General features: G+C 66.3%; 12 protein-coding genes and 2 tRNA genes. 6 read left to right on the top strand and 8 right to left on the bottom strand.

Going from position 1 to position 14,898, the window contains the following annotated elements:
• Window positions 1-32 precede the first annotated feature (32 nt).
• The 3 genes from O0J15_RS14825 to O0J15_RS14815 are packed head-to-tail and all read left to right on the top strand — an operon-like array spanning window position 33 to window position 3,997.
• Window positions 33-2,504 (top strand): TonB-dependent receptor, encoded by a 2,472-nt coding sequence (locus O0J15_RS14825; protein ID WP_134735601.1) that lies wholly within the window; start codon window positions 33-35, stop codon window positions 2,502-2,504.
• Window positions 2,491-3,291 carry a ChaN family lipoprotein gene (locus O0J15_RS14820; protein WP_111099241.1) on the top strand — a complete coding sequence of 267 codons (801 nt, stop codon included), beginning with the start codon at window positions 2,491-2,493 and terminating at the stop codon, window positions 3,289-3,291. The genes O0J15_RS14825 and O0J15_RS14820 overlap by 14 nt, the downstream gene beginning before the upstream one ends.
• On the top strand, window positions 3,284-3,997 hold the full coding sequence (locus tag O0J15_RS14815) for an energy transducer TonB (protein ID WP_010484995.1): 714 nt from the start codon (window positions 3,284-3,286) through the stop codon (window positions 3,995-3,997). The genes O0J15_RS14820 and O0J15_RS14815 overlap by 8 nt, the downstream gene beginning before the upstream one ends.
• On the opposite strand, the gene O0J15_RS14810 is transcribed toward O0J15_RS14815, so the two are convergent.
• The 8 genes from O0J15_RS14810 to O0J15_RS14775 all read right to left on the bottom strand — a co-directional run bounded on the left by O0J15_RS14810 (window position 3,994) and on the right by O0J15_RS14775 (window position 14,007).
• Window positions 3,994-4,428 carry a RidA family protein gene (locus tag O0J15_RS14810; protein WP_019660241.1) on the bottom strand — a complete coding sequence of 145 codons (435 nt, stop codon included), beginning with the start codon at window positions 4,426-4,428 and terminating at the stop codon, window positions 3,994-3,996. The two genes, O0J15_RS14815 and O0J15_RS14810, sit on opposite strands and share 4 nt — an antisense overlap.
• A gap of 123 nt (window positions 4,429-4,551) precedes the next feature.
• Complete coding sequence (locus O0J15_RS14805; RefSeq protein WP_019660242.1) at window positions 4,552-5,454, bottom strand: cation diffusion facilitator family transporter; 903 nt, start codon at window positions 5,452-5,454, stop codon at window positions 4,552-4,554.
• A 28-nt stretch (window positions 5,455-5,482) separates the two neighbouring features.
• Window positions 5,483-7,771, bottom strand: a complete 2,289-nt coding sequence (locus tag O0J15_RS14800; protein ID WP_019660243.1) for an Orn/Lys/Arg decarboxylase N-terminal domain-containing protein — start codon at window positions 7,769-7,771, stop codon at window positions 5,483-5,485.
• Window positions 7,772-7,791: 20 nt separating this feature from the next.
• Window positions 7,792-9,144, bottom strand: a complete 1,353-nt coding sequence (adiC, locus tag O0J15_RS14795; protein ID WP_021204506.1) for an arginine/agmatine antiporter — start codon at window positions 9,142-9,144, stop codon at window positions 7,792-7,794.
• Window positions 9,145-9,220: 76 nt separating this feature from the next.
• Entirely contained in the window at window positions 9,221-10,669 is a 1,449-nt protein-coding gene (locus O0J15_RS14790) for a DcaP family trimeric outer membrane transporter (protein ID WP_134730741.1), read from the bottom strand.
• Between the two features lie 513 nt (window positions 10,670-11,182).
• Window positions 11,183-12,025 (bottom strand): thiol:disulfide interchange protein DsbG, encoded by an 843-nt coding sequence (gene dsbG, locus O0J15_RS14785; protein ID WP_134730743.1) that lies wholly within the window; start codon window positions 12,023-12,025, stop codon window positions 11,183-11,185.
• A 30-nt stretch (window positions 12,026-12,055) separates the two neighbouring features.
• Window positions 12,056-12,859 (bottom strand): TlpA disulfide reductase family protein, encoded by an 804-nt coding sequence (locus tag O0J15_RS14780; protein ID WP_308305867.1) that lies wholly within the window; start codon window positions 12,857-12,859, stop codon window positions 12,056-12,058.
• 80 nt (window positions 12,860-12,939) lie between these two features.
• Window positions 12,940-14,007 carry a GlxA family transcriptional regulator gene (locus O0J15_RS14775; RefSeq protein ID WP_019660248.1) on the bottom strand — a complete coding sequence of 356 codons (1,068 nt, stop codon included), beginning with the start codon at window positions 14,005-14,007 and terminating at the stop codon, window positions 12,940-12,942.
• Between the two features lie 184 nt (window positions 14,008-14,191).
• On the opposite strand from O0J15_RS14775, the gene O0J15_RS14770 reads away from it, so the two are divergent.
• From O0J15_RS14770 to O0J15_RS14760, 3 genes are all read left to right on the top strand, one after another.
• On the top strand, window positions 14,192-14,605 hold the full coding sequence (locus O0J15_RS14770) for a heavy metal-responsive transcriptional regulator (RefSeq protein WP_134735599.1): 414 nt from the start codon (window positions 14,192-14,194) through the stop codon (window positions 14,603-14,605).
• Window positions 14,606-14,694: 89 nt separating this feature from the next.
• Window positions 14,695-14,770: transfer RNA gene (locus O0J15_RS14765), tRNA-Ala, on the top strand.
• A gap of 54 nt (window positions 14,771-14,824) precedes the next feature.
• Window positions 14,825-14,897, top strand: a tRNA-Glu gene (locus O0J15_RS14760).
• Window position 14,898 lies beyond the last annotated feature (1 nt).

Here is a 14,898-nt window from a genome sequence, read left to right as displayed (position 1 = left end):
ACGACGCTCTGCGTCAGCCCCTGGAGCCCCCGATGCTGTGCCCCCGCCCCATTGTCCTCGCCCTGTCGCTGGCCTGTACCAGCGCCCTTCCGCTGCTGCCCGGCAGTGCCCACGCACAGACCGCCACACGTACCTACGATCTGCCCGCCCAGCCGCTGGCGGCCGCGCTGGACGCCTACAGCCGGTTGACTGGTATCGATCTGGTCGTTGGCGTGGCGCTTCCCGCTGGCCATGCCGCGCCCGCCCTGCGCGGTGACTTCGACGATGCGCAGGCCCTCGCGCGTCTGCTGGCGGGCAGCGGCCTGCGCCCGCGCTTCGTGGATGCGCGTCGTGCCGCCCTGGAGCCGGCGCCGGCCGAACGCACCGATGGCAGCCGTCGCACCGGCCCGCTGCGGGTGCAGGGCACTACCGCGCACGGCCAGGCACCGGGGGCCGGTGCCAGCCAATATGTACCGGCCACCCACGATGGCTTTGCGCCCTCGGTCCGCAGCGAGCGCGTGGCGATGGCCGAACGCCAGGATGGCAACAGCCTGCTGCGTTCGATGCCCGGCACCCACAGCTTCCATTCGCGCAGCCAGCCGGGCCTGCAGGTCAACATCCGCGGCATGACCGGTGCCGGCCGGGTCAACACCATGATCGACGGTGTCACCCAGACCTTCCGCAACAATGCCGGGCATGGTTCGGGCGGTCCCTTCGCCTATGTCGATCCTTTCCTGCTGGCCGGCGTGGACGTGCAACGCGGTGCGGTCGCCGGTGGTGATGGTGCGGGCACGCTGGCCGGCAGTGCCAACTTCCGTACGCTGGATATCGACGATCTGCTCGGTGAGGGCCGTGACTGGGGCCTGCGCGCCGGCTATCGCCACGGCAACAACGGCTACGGCAGCGGCCGTACCTTCGCCGGTGCCTGGCGCCACAGTGAAGAGGGGGGCGACCGCCAGTTCGGCCTGCTGGCCGCCGCCAGCAGCAGCCGCAGCAGCGAATACGCGACCGCGCGTGGGCAGAAGAACAACGCCGACCCGGGCAGCCAGCAACCCAGCAGCGGGCTGTTGAAAGCACGCCTGCAGCCCGGCGACCAGCACCGGCTGGACCTGAGCCACATGCGTTACGAAAACGACTTCTACCACAACTACCCGTGGCAGATTTCCGCGCGCAACCAACGCGCCAGCTACCGCTACACGCCCTATTCGCCGTGGATCGACCTGCGCGCGACTTTTGCCAGCAACAAGACCCGGCTGCTCTACCCCCCGGTGGAGGATTCCAGCTACATCGGCCGCCGCACCCACAGCAGCCTGAACAGCTGGACCGTCGACAACACCAGCCGCTTCGACATCGGGGCACTGCAGGCGCGCTGGAACACCGGCCTCAAGCACCAATCGGACATTTTTGTGGCCGATACTCCCAACCTGCGCGGTGCCAACCCGCAGGGTCGCAGCCAGCTGGACAGCATGTTCAGCACGCTGGAGCTGCAGTACGACATCTACGCATTGACTGCCGGCCTGCGCCAGGACCGGTTCGGCATCCGTGGCCACATCCCGGTGTGCTCGGATATCCCCGGCCAGTGCGCGGAGATCAATGGCGGCGGCATCGGCGTGCGGCGCAGCGAGCGCGCACTCAGCCCGAGCCTGGCGGTTTCACTGCAGGCCACTGACTGGCTGCAGCTGTTCGCCGAGGTCTCGCGGACGTCGCGTCCGCCGCGCGTGCAGGAGATGTTCTTCGAGAAGATCCCGCTGGAAGGCATGAGTGATGCCGATGGCGTTGGCGCCAACCCGTTCCTGCGCCGTGAGCGATCGCGCAACCTGCAGTTCGGCGCCAACCTCAGCGCCTCCTCGCTGCTGACCGACGGCGACCTGGCGCAGCTGCGGGTCACCCGCTTCGACAACCGCATCCGCGACTACATCAAGCCGCAGTACCTGCTGATCGTGCATCCGCCGGAAGTGGAACCGTTCGTGGTGCCGATCGACGGCGATCCGCAACTCACTGCCTGGACCGATGCACTGGACGTGGACGACTTCAGCACCACCACGCGCTGGATGAACCACCCCGGCGTGGTGCGCATGCGCGGTATCGAACTGGAAGCGCATTACGCCAGCGAGCACTACCACACCACGCTGAGCTGGACCCGCTCGCACACCAGTGCGCCGGCCATCGAGTTCGTCAACCTGGAAGACATCACCTCCCTGCCCGACCGCTACTGGACGCTGGACGTGGGCGGCCGCTGGTGGCAGCAGCGCGTGCAGGCCGGCCTGCGCGCCGAGTACTCCGGGCCGACCGAGGAAGGCTACGACTTCTTCCAGACCCGCAAGACCGGCGGCACCGGCGTGCTGCTGGACTTCTACGCGAGCTTCAAGCCCCAGGCCAACACCACGCTGTGGCTGAACATCGAAAACCTGCAGAACAAGGCCTATGACAACAATGCCTCGATCGACAGCATCTTCAGCCCGATCCTGGACCGCGGCAACGGCCGTGGCCGCACCGTCTCGATGGGCGTCAATGTGGCGTTCTAGCCGTCGCTGGCTGCCCGTATGCCTGCTCGCGCTGGCCGCGGTGGCTGGCGCGCAGCCGGTGCCCGGCACAGTGATCGACCTGGCCACTGGCCAGCACCTGGACGAAGCCGCATTCGTGACACGCGCGGCGGACGCCCAGCGGCTGTTGCTGGGTGAACGCCATGATCTCGCCGGAGACCACGCCGCTCAGCGCTGGCTGCTGCAGGCCCTGCAGCGGCAGCGCCCGCAAGGTTCACTGGTGCTGGAAATGATCGCCAGCCAGCGCCAGCCACGCCTGCAGCGGGTGCAGCGCTGGCTGGCCAAGGGCAACCAGGCCGAAGGTGCACGCCTGCGGGAACTGCTGGACTGGGATACGCGCTGGCCGTGGGCCGCGTATGGCGGGCTGGTACGGGAGGCTGCCGATGCAGGCACGCCGTTGTTCGGCGGCAACCTGTCGCGTGCCGAGGTCAACGCGCTGCTGACCTCGACCGAGGGCGTGCGATTCCCGGTGGCCGCTGCCCGCCAGCGCCTGTCGGCGGTGGTGCTGGCCCAGCACGCAGACGCGGCACCGATGCTGGAAGGGATGCTGGCCGTGCAACAGGCCCGCGATACGCGCATGGCGCGGGTGCTGCTCGATGCGCCCGCGCCAGCGCTGCTGGTAGCAGGTCGCTGGCATGTACTGCGCGGTACCGGGGTACCGGGCTACCTGTCACAGGATACGCCTGCGCTGGTGATCGCATTGGCTTCACCGGGTGAAACCGTCGATGCAGCTGATGCCGATCTGCTGTGGGTGCTGGACGATGAGTGAGCGTGGCCAACACTGGCAGGCGATCGCGATCACCGTCGTCCTGCATCTGCTGCCACTGCTGCTGTTGGTGCACTGGGTCGCGATGCCGCCGATGCTGCCGCCGCCGGAGCAGGACGTGCGCATCAGCCTGCGCCTGCTGGCACCGGCCACGCCGCCGCAACCGGTGGAGGAACGCCAGGCCGAGACCCCCAGCCAGGCGCAGCAGGCCCGCGCCTCGCAGCCCACGAAGTCGCCGCCGCCACCCAAGCCTACGGCGGCACGCGAGGGAGAGCTGGCCGCCAGCGAAACGGGTGGGACGGGCCGCCAGCCACTGCCAGTCGCCCCGCCTGCGGCCGCGACCGATGCAAGTCCCGCACCGGCATCGATCACGGCCGCGCCGCCCGCTCCAGACGCGCCACCGGCAGACTTCCAGGCCGGCGCCGCCAGCGACCAGTGGGAAGCCCGCCTGATGGCGCGGCTGGAGCGTTACCGCTACTACCCTGCCGCCGCGCGCTCGCGCCGGCAGCAGGGCACTGCGTGGGTCAGGGCCAGCATCGACCGCGAAGGTCGCCTGCTGGCGCTGCGGCTGGAGCAGTCCAGTGGCCAGCCGATGCTCGATGACGCCGCGCTGCAGACCTTCCGTCGCGCGCAGCCGCTGCCGCCCATTCCCGATGAACTGAAGGCACCGCAGGAGCTGGTGGTGCCGGTGGAGTACTACCTGCGCTAGGCGGCATAAGCCTCCGCCTCGATCTCGAACAGCATGCCGTCCAGCGCCAGCCGCGGCACCGGGATCAGCGTGCAGGTGGGCGCCGAGCGGTTCGGCCAGCGCCGCCGCACCTGATGGGCGATGATGCCCAGCCGGTCTTCGTCGTGGTCCACCACCAGGATGCGCAACCGTGCGACATCGGCCAGGCTTGCCTGCGCCGACCGCAGCGCGATCTCCAGGTTGTCCAGCGCTTGCCCGACCTGTTCCTCGAAACCGGGGGAGAGATGGCCATTGGCATCCTCACCGCCCTGCCCGGCAATATGGATCACCCGCGCGGGCAGGCGCACCACCGCCACGTGCGAGTAGCCGTTGGCCGAAGGATCGTAAAGCCCCGCAGGATTGAACAGTTCCAGCAGACCATGGCCGAGGCCCGGGGTGGTCAACAGGTTCATGCCGCGCGCCTCGTGGGGGATGCGAGGCAGTCTGCGACCTCAACATTGGTTCAGGTCAAACAGATCCGGTGCAACAGACCGGTCCGCCACGCGCAACGATCGCGCCCACGTGTAGATCCCGGCTCACGTCCACGCCGGATCGGCAGTGAAATCGATGGTCAGCCAGAACGTGCTGCCCCGCGCATCCAGCCGCACGGCGATCTCGTCGCGCATCGCATCGACCTCCCCCACTGAGCCGAGCGGCGTGGCCGGATCAGCCAGCACATGGATCTCGATGAAGCGCATCCGCCCCATCTTCGCCACGTGGCTGGTGAAACCGAGGTAGCCACGCTCGGCCACGAACGCCTGCATCACCTGCTGCACGCGCCGGTCCAGATCGTCCGGCGCAACCTGCAGCACTTCACGCATGGCCTTCCACGCGCTGCGCGCCGGGACCGGCAATACCGCCAGGCTGATCAACGCCAGCACGATCGAATCCAGATACGGCACCCAGTGGTGCCACTCACCGCCATGCAGGACCAGGGCCAGTATGAAGGCCAGCACTACCGCCAGGCTCATCAACCCACCCAGCAGCCAGCCCCGTACATCCAGCCACAACAGCGCCGAGCGCAGGCGCCGCGCCCGCTGGGCGACGAACGCCGCCATCGCCAGGTTGCTGGCACTCAGCAATGCCGCCCACCACAGCGCGGGCCCTAACTTCACCTCGTGCCCGCCCGTGGTCAAGCCGATCACGGCGTTGGCCAGCGCATACACGCAGGCCAGCGACAGGATCACCCCGCCCAGTGCCTCGACCATCGGTTCCAGGTGCCAGTAGCCGTACTGGAAGCGCGGGCTCTGTTCCCGCGCCACCAGCCGCAGTACCGACAGCGACACCAGGGTCAACGCAACGTCGACGAGGCTGTACACGCCGTCGAACAGGATGGCCTGCGATCCCACCAGCAGGCCACCGCTGAAGCCGACCACGCTGACCGCGATGGTGACCCCGATCGAGAACTTCAGGATGCGTTGCTCGCGCGCGGTATCCATCGTTCGCCGAAGGGCCGACCGTCGCCGGTCAGGCCTTCAGTACCTCCACCTTGTACGAGGTCACGTCGCCGTCGTGCTCGATGATGAGCCCGTGCACGTCCGACTCGAAGCCCGGGAAGCGGGCATTCTGCTCACGGGCGATGCGCAGCGACTGGATGATCGGCTCATCGCTGTCGCCAAAGCGCTCGCCCGGCATGATGGTCGGGATGCCCGGCGGGTACGGAACCAGCATGGTCGCCGCAATACGGCCACTGATCTGCTCGATATCGACCCGCTCGATCTCGCCCTTCACCAGGTGGTTGTAGGCGTCGGCCGGGGTCATCACCGGTGTCGGCAGATCCACGTACATCTCGCGCATCACCTTGGCCACGGCGAATTCCTGGTTGAACGAATGAAGCGCGTCGCACAGGTCGCGCAGGCCCCAACCGGCGTACGCGTTCGGATAATCAGCCGCCAGCGTGGGCAGTGCCTGGCTCAGCGGCGCGTTGCGGTCATACAGTTCCTTGAATGCCATCAGTTCGGTGACCAGCGTGCTCCACTTGCCCTTGGTGATGCCCATCGAGAACAGGAACAGCACCGAGTACAGGTTGGTCTTCTCCACGGTAATGCCGCGGCCCCACAGGAACTTGCTCAGCACCGCCGCAGGGATGCCCAGCTTGCCCATGCTGCCGTCCATCGCCAGGCCTGGGGTCAGCAGGGTCACCTTGATCGGGTCGATCAGCACATAGTCGTCGACCAGGTTCTCGAAGCCGTGCCAGTGTGCGTCCGGTTGCAGGTACCACTCTTCGCGCTTGGCCACCATCGGCGCCGGCGTATCGCCCTTGTCCAGACTGCGCTCGAGCCTGGTCGGCTGCCATACGCTGAACCACCAGTCGTCGCGCCCCAGGTCATCGCGGACATGCAGCATCGCGCGGCGGAAGGCAATCGCCTCGTCATGCATTTCCTGCACCAGCGAGCGGCCGGCATCGCCTTCCATCATCTTCGAGGCCACGTCACAGGCCGCGATCACCCCGTAATGCGGGCTGGTCGAGGTATGCATCATGAACGACTCGTTGAAGCGCTCGGCATCCAGGTTCCGTTGCGCCGAGTTGCGCACGTGGATCATCGACGCCTGCGAGAACGCCGCCAGCAGCTTGTGGGTGGAATGCGTGGTGAAGATGATCGCATCCTGCTCACGCGGCTTGCCCTTGGCCATGCCGTAGTGGTTCTCGTAGAAAGGATGGAACGCGGCGTAGGCGTACCAGGCTTCGTCGAAATGCAGGAAATCGACCGCGCTGCCGATTTCGTCGGCAATCTTCTCGGCGTTGTAGCACAGGCCGTCGTAGGTCGAGTTGGTCACCACCGCGATGCGCGGCTTGGAGCCAGCCTGATAGGCCTTGCTGGCCAGCGGATTGGCGGCGATGCGCTGCTGCAACGATTCCGGCGTGAACTGATCCAGGCTGATCGGGCCAATGATGCCGTGTGCATTGCGGCTGGGGGTGAAGTACACCGGTACCGCGCCGGTCATGATCAACGCATGCAGCAGCGACTTGTGGCAGTTGCGGTCGACGAACACCACGTCGCCGCGCGCCACCGTGCCATGCCAGACGATCTTGTTGGCGGTGGAGGTGCCATTGGTGACGAAGAAGGTATGGTCGGCACCGAAGTTGCGCGCCGCCTCTTCCTCGGCATCCTTGATCGGGCCGGTGTGATCCAGCAGTGAGCCCAGCTCCGGCACCGAGATCGACAGATCGCTGCGCAGGGTGTTCTCACCGTAGAACTGGTGGAATGCACGGCCCACCGGTGACTTGGTGAACGCCACACCGCCGGCATGGCCCGGCGTGTGCCAGGAGTAGTTCGACTCGGCCGCATGGTGGATCAACGCCTTGAAGAACGGGGGCAGCAGGTTCTTCATGTAGTCTTCGGCCGCGCGCATCACCTGCCGCGAGATGAAGCTCTTGGTGTCTTCGAACAGGAAGATGAAGCCGTGGATGTATTTGAGCAGCTTGCTCGGCACTTTCTCGATGGTGCGGCGCTCGCCGTACAGGAACACCGGCAGGTTGGCGCGGCGCGCGCTCTGCTCGCGCAGGAAAGCGGTCAGGCGCTGGAACTCGCCATCCACCTCTTCACTGCCGTCGATCGAGATCAGCACCGCCGAGGCCGCCACGTAGGTGCGGGCGCCGGCCCGGGCATCATCCAGGTTCAGCCCGCACAGCACGCGCTGGTCATTGCTGCGCAGCTCTTCCACCAGCGCACGGATCAGGATGCCGCCGATGCGCGGCGACTCGTAGTCGTTGTCGATGACAATGACCGGATAGTCCAGGGACTTGAAGTACACGTCGATTCTCCTTGTCGAACTCAGGAATGCCGGGCGCCGGCGCTGATGGCCGATGCCTCGCGGGCCCGCTGCCGCTGCTGGCGGCGCTCCTCGCTGAAGAAGGGATAGAACACGGTGATGAACAGCACGAACAGGAAGGCGTACTGCACGATGGTTCCCGACGAGCCGTAGATCGCCCACAGGCAGTACACGACGGTCAGGCTGGTGAGCGTCCAGAACGCACCGGTGTGGACCAGGGTGTGCGAGCGCTCGACCACGAAGTAGCAGGCCACGCACGAGTAGATGTAGGGCAGCAGGGTCAGCACCACCGCCGCCGACGTGATCACGTCGAACTGGGCCGATGCGGTTTCCGAGGTGGAGGTGACCAGCACTGCCAGGGTCATCAGCACGGCCACGATCAGCACGCCCTTGACCGGCACGTCGTCCTTGTTGGTCTTGCTGAAGATGCTCGGGAACAGGCCATCATCGGAGGCCGCCTTGGCACTCTGCGCGGTCAGCAGGATCCAGCCACCCAGCGAACCGGCCGCGCCGATGAACGCGCACAGGCTGACCAGTGCACCGCCCCAGCCACCGACGGCCTTGGCCGCGGCCAACGCGAACGGTGCGTCGGACACCTGCAGTTCCGCGTTCGGCACCATGCCCATGATTACCGAGGAACTGGCGATGTAGGCAATGGCAGCCAGGAACACGCCGGCCAGCGTCGCGCGGGCGACGTTCTTCTCCGGATTTTCGACCACACCGGCAGTCACCGATGCAGACTCGACGCCGATGAAGGCCCACAGGGTCAGTGCCGCGGCGCTCGAGATCGCACCGAAGTTCGACTCGCCAGACACGTTGTAGGCGCCCTTGAAGATGTCGGCATCGAAGAAGAACCAGCCGAAAATGGCGATGCCCAGGATCGGCACCAACGCAAAGCTGGTGGTGACCGTCTGCACGCGGCTGACGAAGGCCGGGCCGATCACGTTGGCAAAGCTCAGTGCCCACACCAGCACCAGCACCGCGATGCAACGCACCAGTGGCTCGGACAGGATCGGGAAGAAATAGCTGAAATAGCCCACCGCCGCGATCGGGATGGCGACGTTGCCGATCCAGTTGGCGAACCAGTAGATGGTGTTGGTCTGGAAGCCCATGTACGGCCCGAACCAGTCGCGCGCGTAGGCATAGGGACCGCCCGCCTTTGGGGCGAGCTTGCCCAGCTTGGCGAACACGAAGGCCAGCAGCAGCGCACCGGCGGTGGTGATCAGCCAGCCCCAGATCGAGGCGGTACCGATCTTGGCCAGGCTGGACGGCAGCAGGAACACGCCTGAGCCCATCATGTTGCCGGCGACGAGGAAGGTGGCTCCGACCACCCCGATTTTCTTTGCTTCTGCCATGACGATCTCCGGTACTGGCATGAGCCCGGCAGCACCGGGCGTGGGGACGGTTGCGCTGGCTTACGACCGCTGGCGCCTATTTGATGAAGTTGTATTGCAGGCTGCCCTGCACCCGGACCGTGTCGCCGCGTGCGCCGCCCTGCTGTTCCAGGCGGCCGTACAGCAGCTCCATGCCCATCGTCCACGACGGCGCGGGGCTCCAGATCAGGTTGAATACGCCGTACCGGCTCTGCCGGAAGGCATCGGCCGCGAGTGCGGCATTCCGCTCCAGGGTCAACTGGCCGAAGATCAGGTTCGATCGCCACAGCTCGGACCAGTAGTGGGTATAGCCGACGAAGCCGCCGTGCAGGTCCAACGCGTCGAGGCGGCCATCGGCACCGACCACCGCGTCCAGCCCGGAGCCGGTCAGGTCGGCGGTATAGCGGCTGAGACCGCGCCCTCCCAGCGCACCGAACAACAGCAGGTCGCGCTCGCCCACCGACGCCGAGCCGCTCAACTGCACGCCGCCAGCCATGCGCCGGTCGCGCTCGCTGTCACCGTCGTATGCCAGGCTGCGTGCCACTGCGCCCAGTTGCAGGTGGCCCCAGTCGCGTTCCATGCGCGCAGTGACGGTCACGTCCGGCAGACGGTTCACTGCAGCGCGCTCTTCGCTGGCACCGGCAAGTTCGGTCTTCGGATCTTCGGCGGCGACGGTCAGGGTGTTGCCCTTGCCCAGCGCAAAGCTGTGGTGGATGCCGGCCACCAGCAGATAGCCCGCGCCGCCTGGACCAGCGAAATCCAGCGTGTCGGGCAGGCTGTCCGGATCCATGAAACTGGAATAGCCATAGCCGGCATAGGTGTTGCCGAGCTGGCCATAGGCGTGACGCAGGCGGAATTCGTAGCCATCGCTGCTGCCGAAGAAGTCGTTTTCCAGGTAGAAGCGGAGGTTGCCGTGCGTGGTCGGGCGCCGCGCCTCGAAACTGAAGCGGGTCTGCTTGGCGTGGATGTTGAAGTTGGACACGTCACGGTGGCTGCCACCGACCGGCATCGACGAAGGAATGAACTGGTCCTCGTCACCGGCTGCGCGGGAATCCGCGATGGCATCCAACTTGGCATAGCCGCCGATGCGGATTACCGTATCAGTGCCGGGAATGGCAAAGAACCCCTTCAGATCGGGATCGGTCGGGCCCGCGGCACTGTCCGGACGCGATGCCGCCGTGGATGGATCGGCGACCGAATCGCGTTGTGGCAATACGGGCTGGGCGACACCCGGCACCTGGGTGGGATGGATCACCCCCGTCGTGGCCGCTGTGGGGGCGAAAGATAACGCTCCGGGCTTCGCCTGTGCCTGCGGCTGCGCCTGCACAGGCGCATGATCCCGCTGCTCCAGCCGATCCAACCGCTGCTGCATGCCTTCCAGCGCCTGGCGCATGGCGGCAATCTCACGCCGCAGTGCCTGCGCATCCAGCGCATCACCCTGTTGCGCGTACGCCGGCATGACCGCCAGTGCCCCGAGACATGCCAGATTCAGTACCGCCATACGCATTGCATCCTCCCCGGACGAACACTCGCATCACGGTTCCGGAGCGCACGCATGCGCCGCCCTGGCCTCGCGTTGCCGTTGCTGGAAATGCGGGTACTGCGTCGACGACACCAGTCAGCCTGCACGCGGCAGACAACAGGACAATGACACTGCCCTGCCTCTATCCATGTCGCTTCCATCAAGGCCGCGCAGCCAGAGAGATGGCGACCGCAGCAGTCTGGGTAACAATCAGGGAGTGAGAGTGTCGTGAATGGCTGTGCCGACCTGCCCGCATCCGGGCAGCCGCGGCGCGGCATCCATGGCGCGTTGACGCTGTATTCCATGCGTCACAGGCTAGTCCGCCTGTCGTTTTTGGCCTTGATTGGGATCAAGGCGTGATGTTTGATCTCAGTCACGATTCAGCCGTGACGACGAACAGCCCATGCGCAAGCAGTTGTGTTCGCCTGGGGCCTGGAACGCAACAGGCCCGCACGTCACCATGCGGGCCTGTGGTCGACATCATGATGCAGGCTCAGATCAGCGCGGGCCGAGCACCGTCTGCAGGTCATCCCCCTGCGGCAGACCGGCGCGGCGCTGCACCTGGCCCTGCGCATCCTGGAACAGGATACCCGGCGTGCCCTGGAACCCCATCTCGACCATCAGCACCTGGTTGGCGTCGAGCTTGCCCGCGATGTCGCGGCTGATGCTCGGCAGGGCCTTGATGCCGCCACGGTCGAACTGGTGCTCGTTCTGAAGCAGGGCCGCGCTCGGGTCACGCGCGGAGAGGATCGCTGCCGCCTTGGCCGGACTGTCCTCACGGATGACGCCGACCATGATGTGGCGCAGTTGTACCTTGCCTGCATCCACCCACGGACGCGCCGCCTCCCAGAATTTGTGGCAGTAAGGGCAATTGGCATCGCTGAAGGTGTAGACCACGCGTGGCGCATCGGCCTTGCCGTCAGGCACCCACGCGCTGGCTTCCAGCTTGCTCCACATCCTGGCGGACATCGGCGAGGCGACCAGCTTCTCAACCGCCTCTGCGGCTACATCATTGCCTTCCGCGTCGAACAGACTGCCGACCAGTACGTGCTTGCCATCGGCAGTGACATAGGCCGCCGCCGGCTGCTGGCCACCGACCACGCCAGCGAAGCCCCGCAGGCCTTCGGGGGCATCGAACTCGGCAACGACCTCGAAACCGTGCTTCTCGATGCCCTTCAGCACCGCAGGGCGGTCGCCCTTGTTGGCAGCAGCTGCGGCGCTCGCGGCCGGTGGCGCAGCGCTCTTGCCCGGCGGCGTCTGTGCCTGGCTGCAGGCGGCCAATGCCAGCAGGACCGGCAGCAACAGCACCGCGGGGGCGGCGCGCAGGGAAGTCGACAACATGGGAACTCCGTAGTGAGATGCCCGCGCAGGCTACCGCAGCCGACGCAGTTTGTGTTCAAGACCGGCTGCCGTCAGTTCGCCGAGGTGCAGCTCTCGCAGGCGCCCTTCCGCGTCGAAGAACAGGGTCGAGGGATAGGCCTGCACGCCCAGCGCCGTAGAAGCCGCAGCGTCGCCGTCCAGCAATACGTTGTCCAGCATAAGGCGTTCGCGCGCAACAAAACCCTGGACCTCGTCGAGGGTTTCACCCTGATTGAGGAACACGAACTGCACCTCCGCATGCGCCTCCTGCGCGGCTGCCAATACCGGCATCTCGCGTCGGCAGGGACCACACCAGCTGGCCCAGAGGTTCAACACCAGTGGCTTGCCACGGAACTGCTGCAGATCAACTCTGCCCCCCTCCAGGTCAGCAACCTGCACTGCTGGCAGGGGCATCTGCCGCGCCTGCCATGCGGACAGCAGTTGGCTGCCACCCGCCCACAGCAGCACCCCTGCCAACGACGCGCCCAGCACGGGCATGCGTAACGCCCGCCACGGGCGTAGTCGCCACAGCCCCCATGCCACTCCCGCAACCAGGACGATCACCAGGTGATAACCGCCATCGGCAATCTGCAGAACGCCCCACGGCGCCTCGCGGTACAGCGTGAAGTTCAAGGCTACGAAACTGATGCGGCCGCACAGCAGGCCGACCAGCAACATGTCCAGAACCATGCTGGGTGCAGAAGGCAGCGGCATGCCGTCCTTCCTGCGTGACCACAGGCGAGCCACAGCCATCGCCAGCAAAACGCACGCGAGAATCAACACCACCGGCATCGGCACCGGCCCAACGCTCGACATCAAACCACCTGTTCAATCGTCCACTGACTGCATGGTCGAAGTGTCGCGCCCCGGTTGCAAGCGCGACGATGTTGGCGCCGTCAGGCCGCGCTTCGCCCGTGTTGCATCACCGACGGCGATTGCAGCCCACGCAGGCTGCCCGCCACCGATGGCATCAACGGCCGCTCGCGGCGCTTGCTGTTGACGTGACGCCGATAGTTGGCTGGCGTCATGCCCACGATGCGTAGAAACAACCTGCGGAAAGCACTCTGGTCAGCGTAGCCGACGCCCCAGGCCACCTCGTCGATGCCTGCTCCCTGCTGCAACAGGGTCTGGGCCTTGGCGATGCGCAGCCGTTGGCAGTATTCGATCGGCCGCAGGCCGGTGGCCTTGAGGAACCGCCGCTGCAGCGTGCGCGGCTCCAGCCCGGAAACCTCGCAGATCGCGGCAAGCGTGGCGCCGCGTGCGGCCGTGGTGTGCAGCCAGCGCTGCGCCTTCAACACATCACGATCGCCATGTGCGAAGTTGGCACTGAAGCGTTCAAGATCCTGCTGGATCGTGGCGGGCACGGTGATGCCCAGTTGCTGCGCGACCGCGCTGGCCACGCCCTGCCCATGCAGCCGGTACAGCAGGCGCAGCCCCAGGAAGCGCCAGGCCTGGACCCCACCGACCGTCAGCAGGTCGCCGTCATCCACCAGTGCCCGCTCGCTCGGCACCCAGCTCGCTGCCTGCGCCAGCAGGCCTGGATGGCGCCCCAGATCGGGGCCACTGACCGTGCGTCCCGCCAGCAACCCTGCCCGTGCGAGCACGCTGACGCCATCACTGGCAGCGGCCAGCAGGCTGCCGCCGTCGTAGTGTGCGCGCAGCCAGTCCAGCAGGACCTCGTCCGCGCGCAGGCACGCGCCGGCACTGATCTGGCCGGGAACCGCAATCACGGCCGGAATGGCCGCATCAAGCATTTCCGCACCGGCAATACGATGCACACCGGTCTGGCTGGCCGGCACGATCCAGCGGGTGACCAGCACCCGCTTGAACGGCCGACGCTGCTGCTGGGCCAGGCGATTGGCAACGTGCGCCATTTCGGCCAGAACGGAGGCGGCGGACGGATCACCTCCGGGGTACTCGACCACCGCGATCTCGACGAATCCTTCGTTCCTGAATCCTTCCACAGCCCCTCCTCGCTTCGTTGCAGGCCATCGAACGGCCGGTTCAGGCGAAGGGTAGGAACTGGGCCAGCGGCGGGGCTATGAAGAAAGTTGCAAAGTGCCCTGAATGCGCGCCCCCGGACCCAGCCTTGACTCTCGACCAGACTCCATCCTTCAAAATGACCGGCAGCATCCGCAGGAATCCGCCATGAACATTGGACAACTGGCCCGCCAGGCGGGCGTGCCGATCGATACGGTGCGCTACTACGAACGGCAGCAGCTGCTGCCGACCGCTGCCCGCTCGGCGGGCGGTTACCGCATCTTCGGCGAGCAGGACCTGCGCCGGCTGCGATTCATCCGCCGCGCCAAGGCACTGGGCTTCAGCCTGGAAGAGATCGGCGATCTGCTCGCACTGAGCGATCACCACTCACAGGACATGGCCAGCGTGCGCGATACCGCGCAGGCACGCCTGCAGGACATCTCACAGCGAATGACGGAGCTGCAACGCATGCACACCGCACTTTCGCAGCTGGTCAACGCCTGCCCCGGCCACGGCACACTGGACCAGTGCCCAATCCTGGCGGCGCTGACCGACGACGCTGCGCAGGCGACAGCGGACTGATATCGGCGTCGCAACGCGCGTGAAGAAAAGTGCAACAAATGCTTGCCAACCCCCTGGGGCGAGGCTATTATTTCGCTCCTCAGCGACGTGGGGCCATAGCTCAGCTGGGAGAGCGCCTGCATGGCATGCAGGAGGTCAGCGGTTCGATCCCGCTTGGCTCCACCAATCTTTCGGCATTAGGCCGTCGAAAGGTCGCTAAAGAACATTGATGAGAATTGCGTCCCCATCGTCTAGAGGCCTAGGACATCACCCTTTCACGGTGGCGACCGGGGTTCGAATCCCCGTGGGGACGC

It is taken from the genome of Stenotrophomonas sp. Sm10, from assembly GCF_030985515.1.
GTDB classification, from domain to species: domain Bacteria; phylum Pseudomonadota; class Gammaproteobacteria; order Xanthomonadales; family Xanthomonadaceae; genus Stenotrophomonas; species Stenotrophomonas hibiscicola.
The sequence above is the reverse complement of the archived record's forward strand: the minus strand, read 5'-3'. Positions and strand labels throughout refer to the sequence as shown.

Coding starts and splice junctions, on each gene's coding strand:
- O0J15_RS14825 (WP_134735601.1), top strand. CDS start 33: ATGCTGTGCCCCCGCCCCATTGTCCTCGCCCTGTCGCTGGCCTGTACC.
- O0J15_RS14820 (WP_111099241.1), top strand. CDS start 2,491: ATGTGGCGTTCTAGCCGTCGCTGGCTGCCCGTATGCCTGCTCGCGCTG.
- O0J15_RS14815 (WP_010484995.1), top strand. CDS start 3,284: ATGAGTGAGCGTGGCCAACACTGGCAGGCGATCGCGATCACCGTCGTC.
- O0J15_RS14810 (WP_019660241.1), bottom strand. CDS start 4,428: ATGAACCTGTTGACCACCCCGGGCCTCGGCCATGGTCTGCTGGAACTG.
- O0J15_RS14805 (WP_019660242.1), bottom strand. CDS start 5,454: ATGGATACCGCGCGCGAGCAACGCATCCTGAAGTTCTCGATCGGGGTC.
- adiC (WP_021204506.1), bottom strand. CDS start 9,144: ATGGCAGAAGCAAAGAAAATCGGGGTGGTCGGAGCCACCTTCCTCGTC.
- O0J15_RS14790 (WP_134730741.1), bottom strand. CDS start 10,669: ATGCGTATGGCGGTACTGAATCTGGCATGTCTCGGGGCACTGGCGGTC.
- dsbG (WP_134730743.1), bottom strand. CDS start 12,025: ATGTTGTCGACTTCCCTGCGCGCCGCCCCCGCGGTGCTGTTGCTGCCG.
- O0J15_RS14780 (WP_308305867.1), bottom strand. CDS start 12,859: ATGTCGAGCGTTGGGCCGGTGCCGATGCCGGTGGTGTTGATTCTCGCG.
- O0J15_RS14770 (WP_134735599.1), top strand. CDS start 14,192: ATGAACATTGGACAACTGGCCCGCCAGGCGGGCGTGCCGATCGATACG.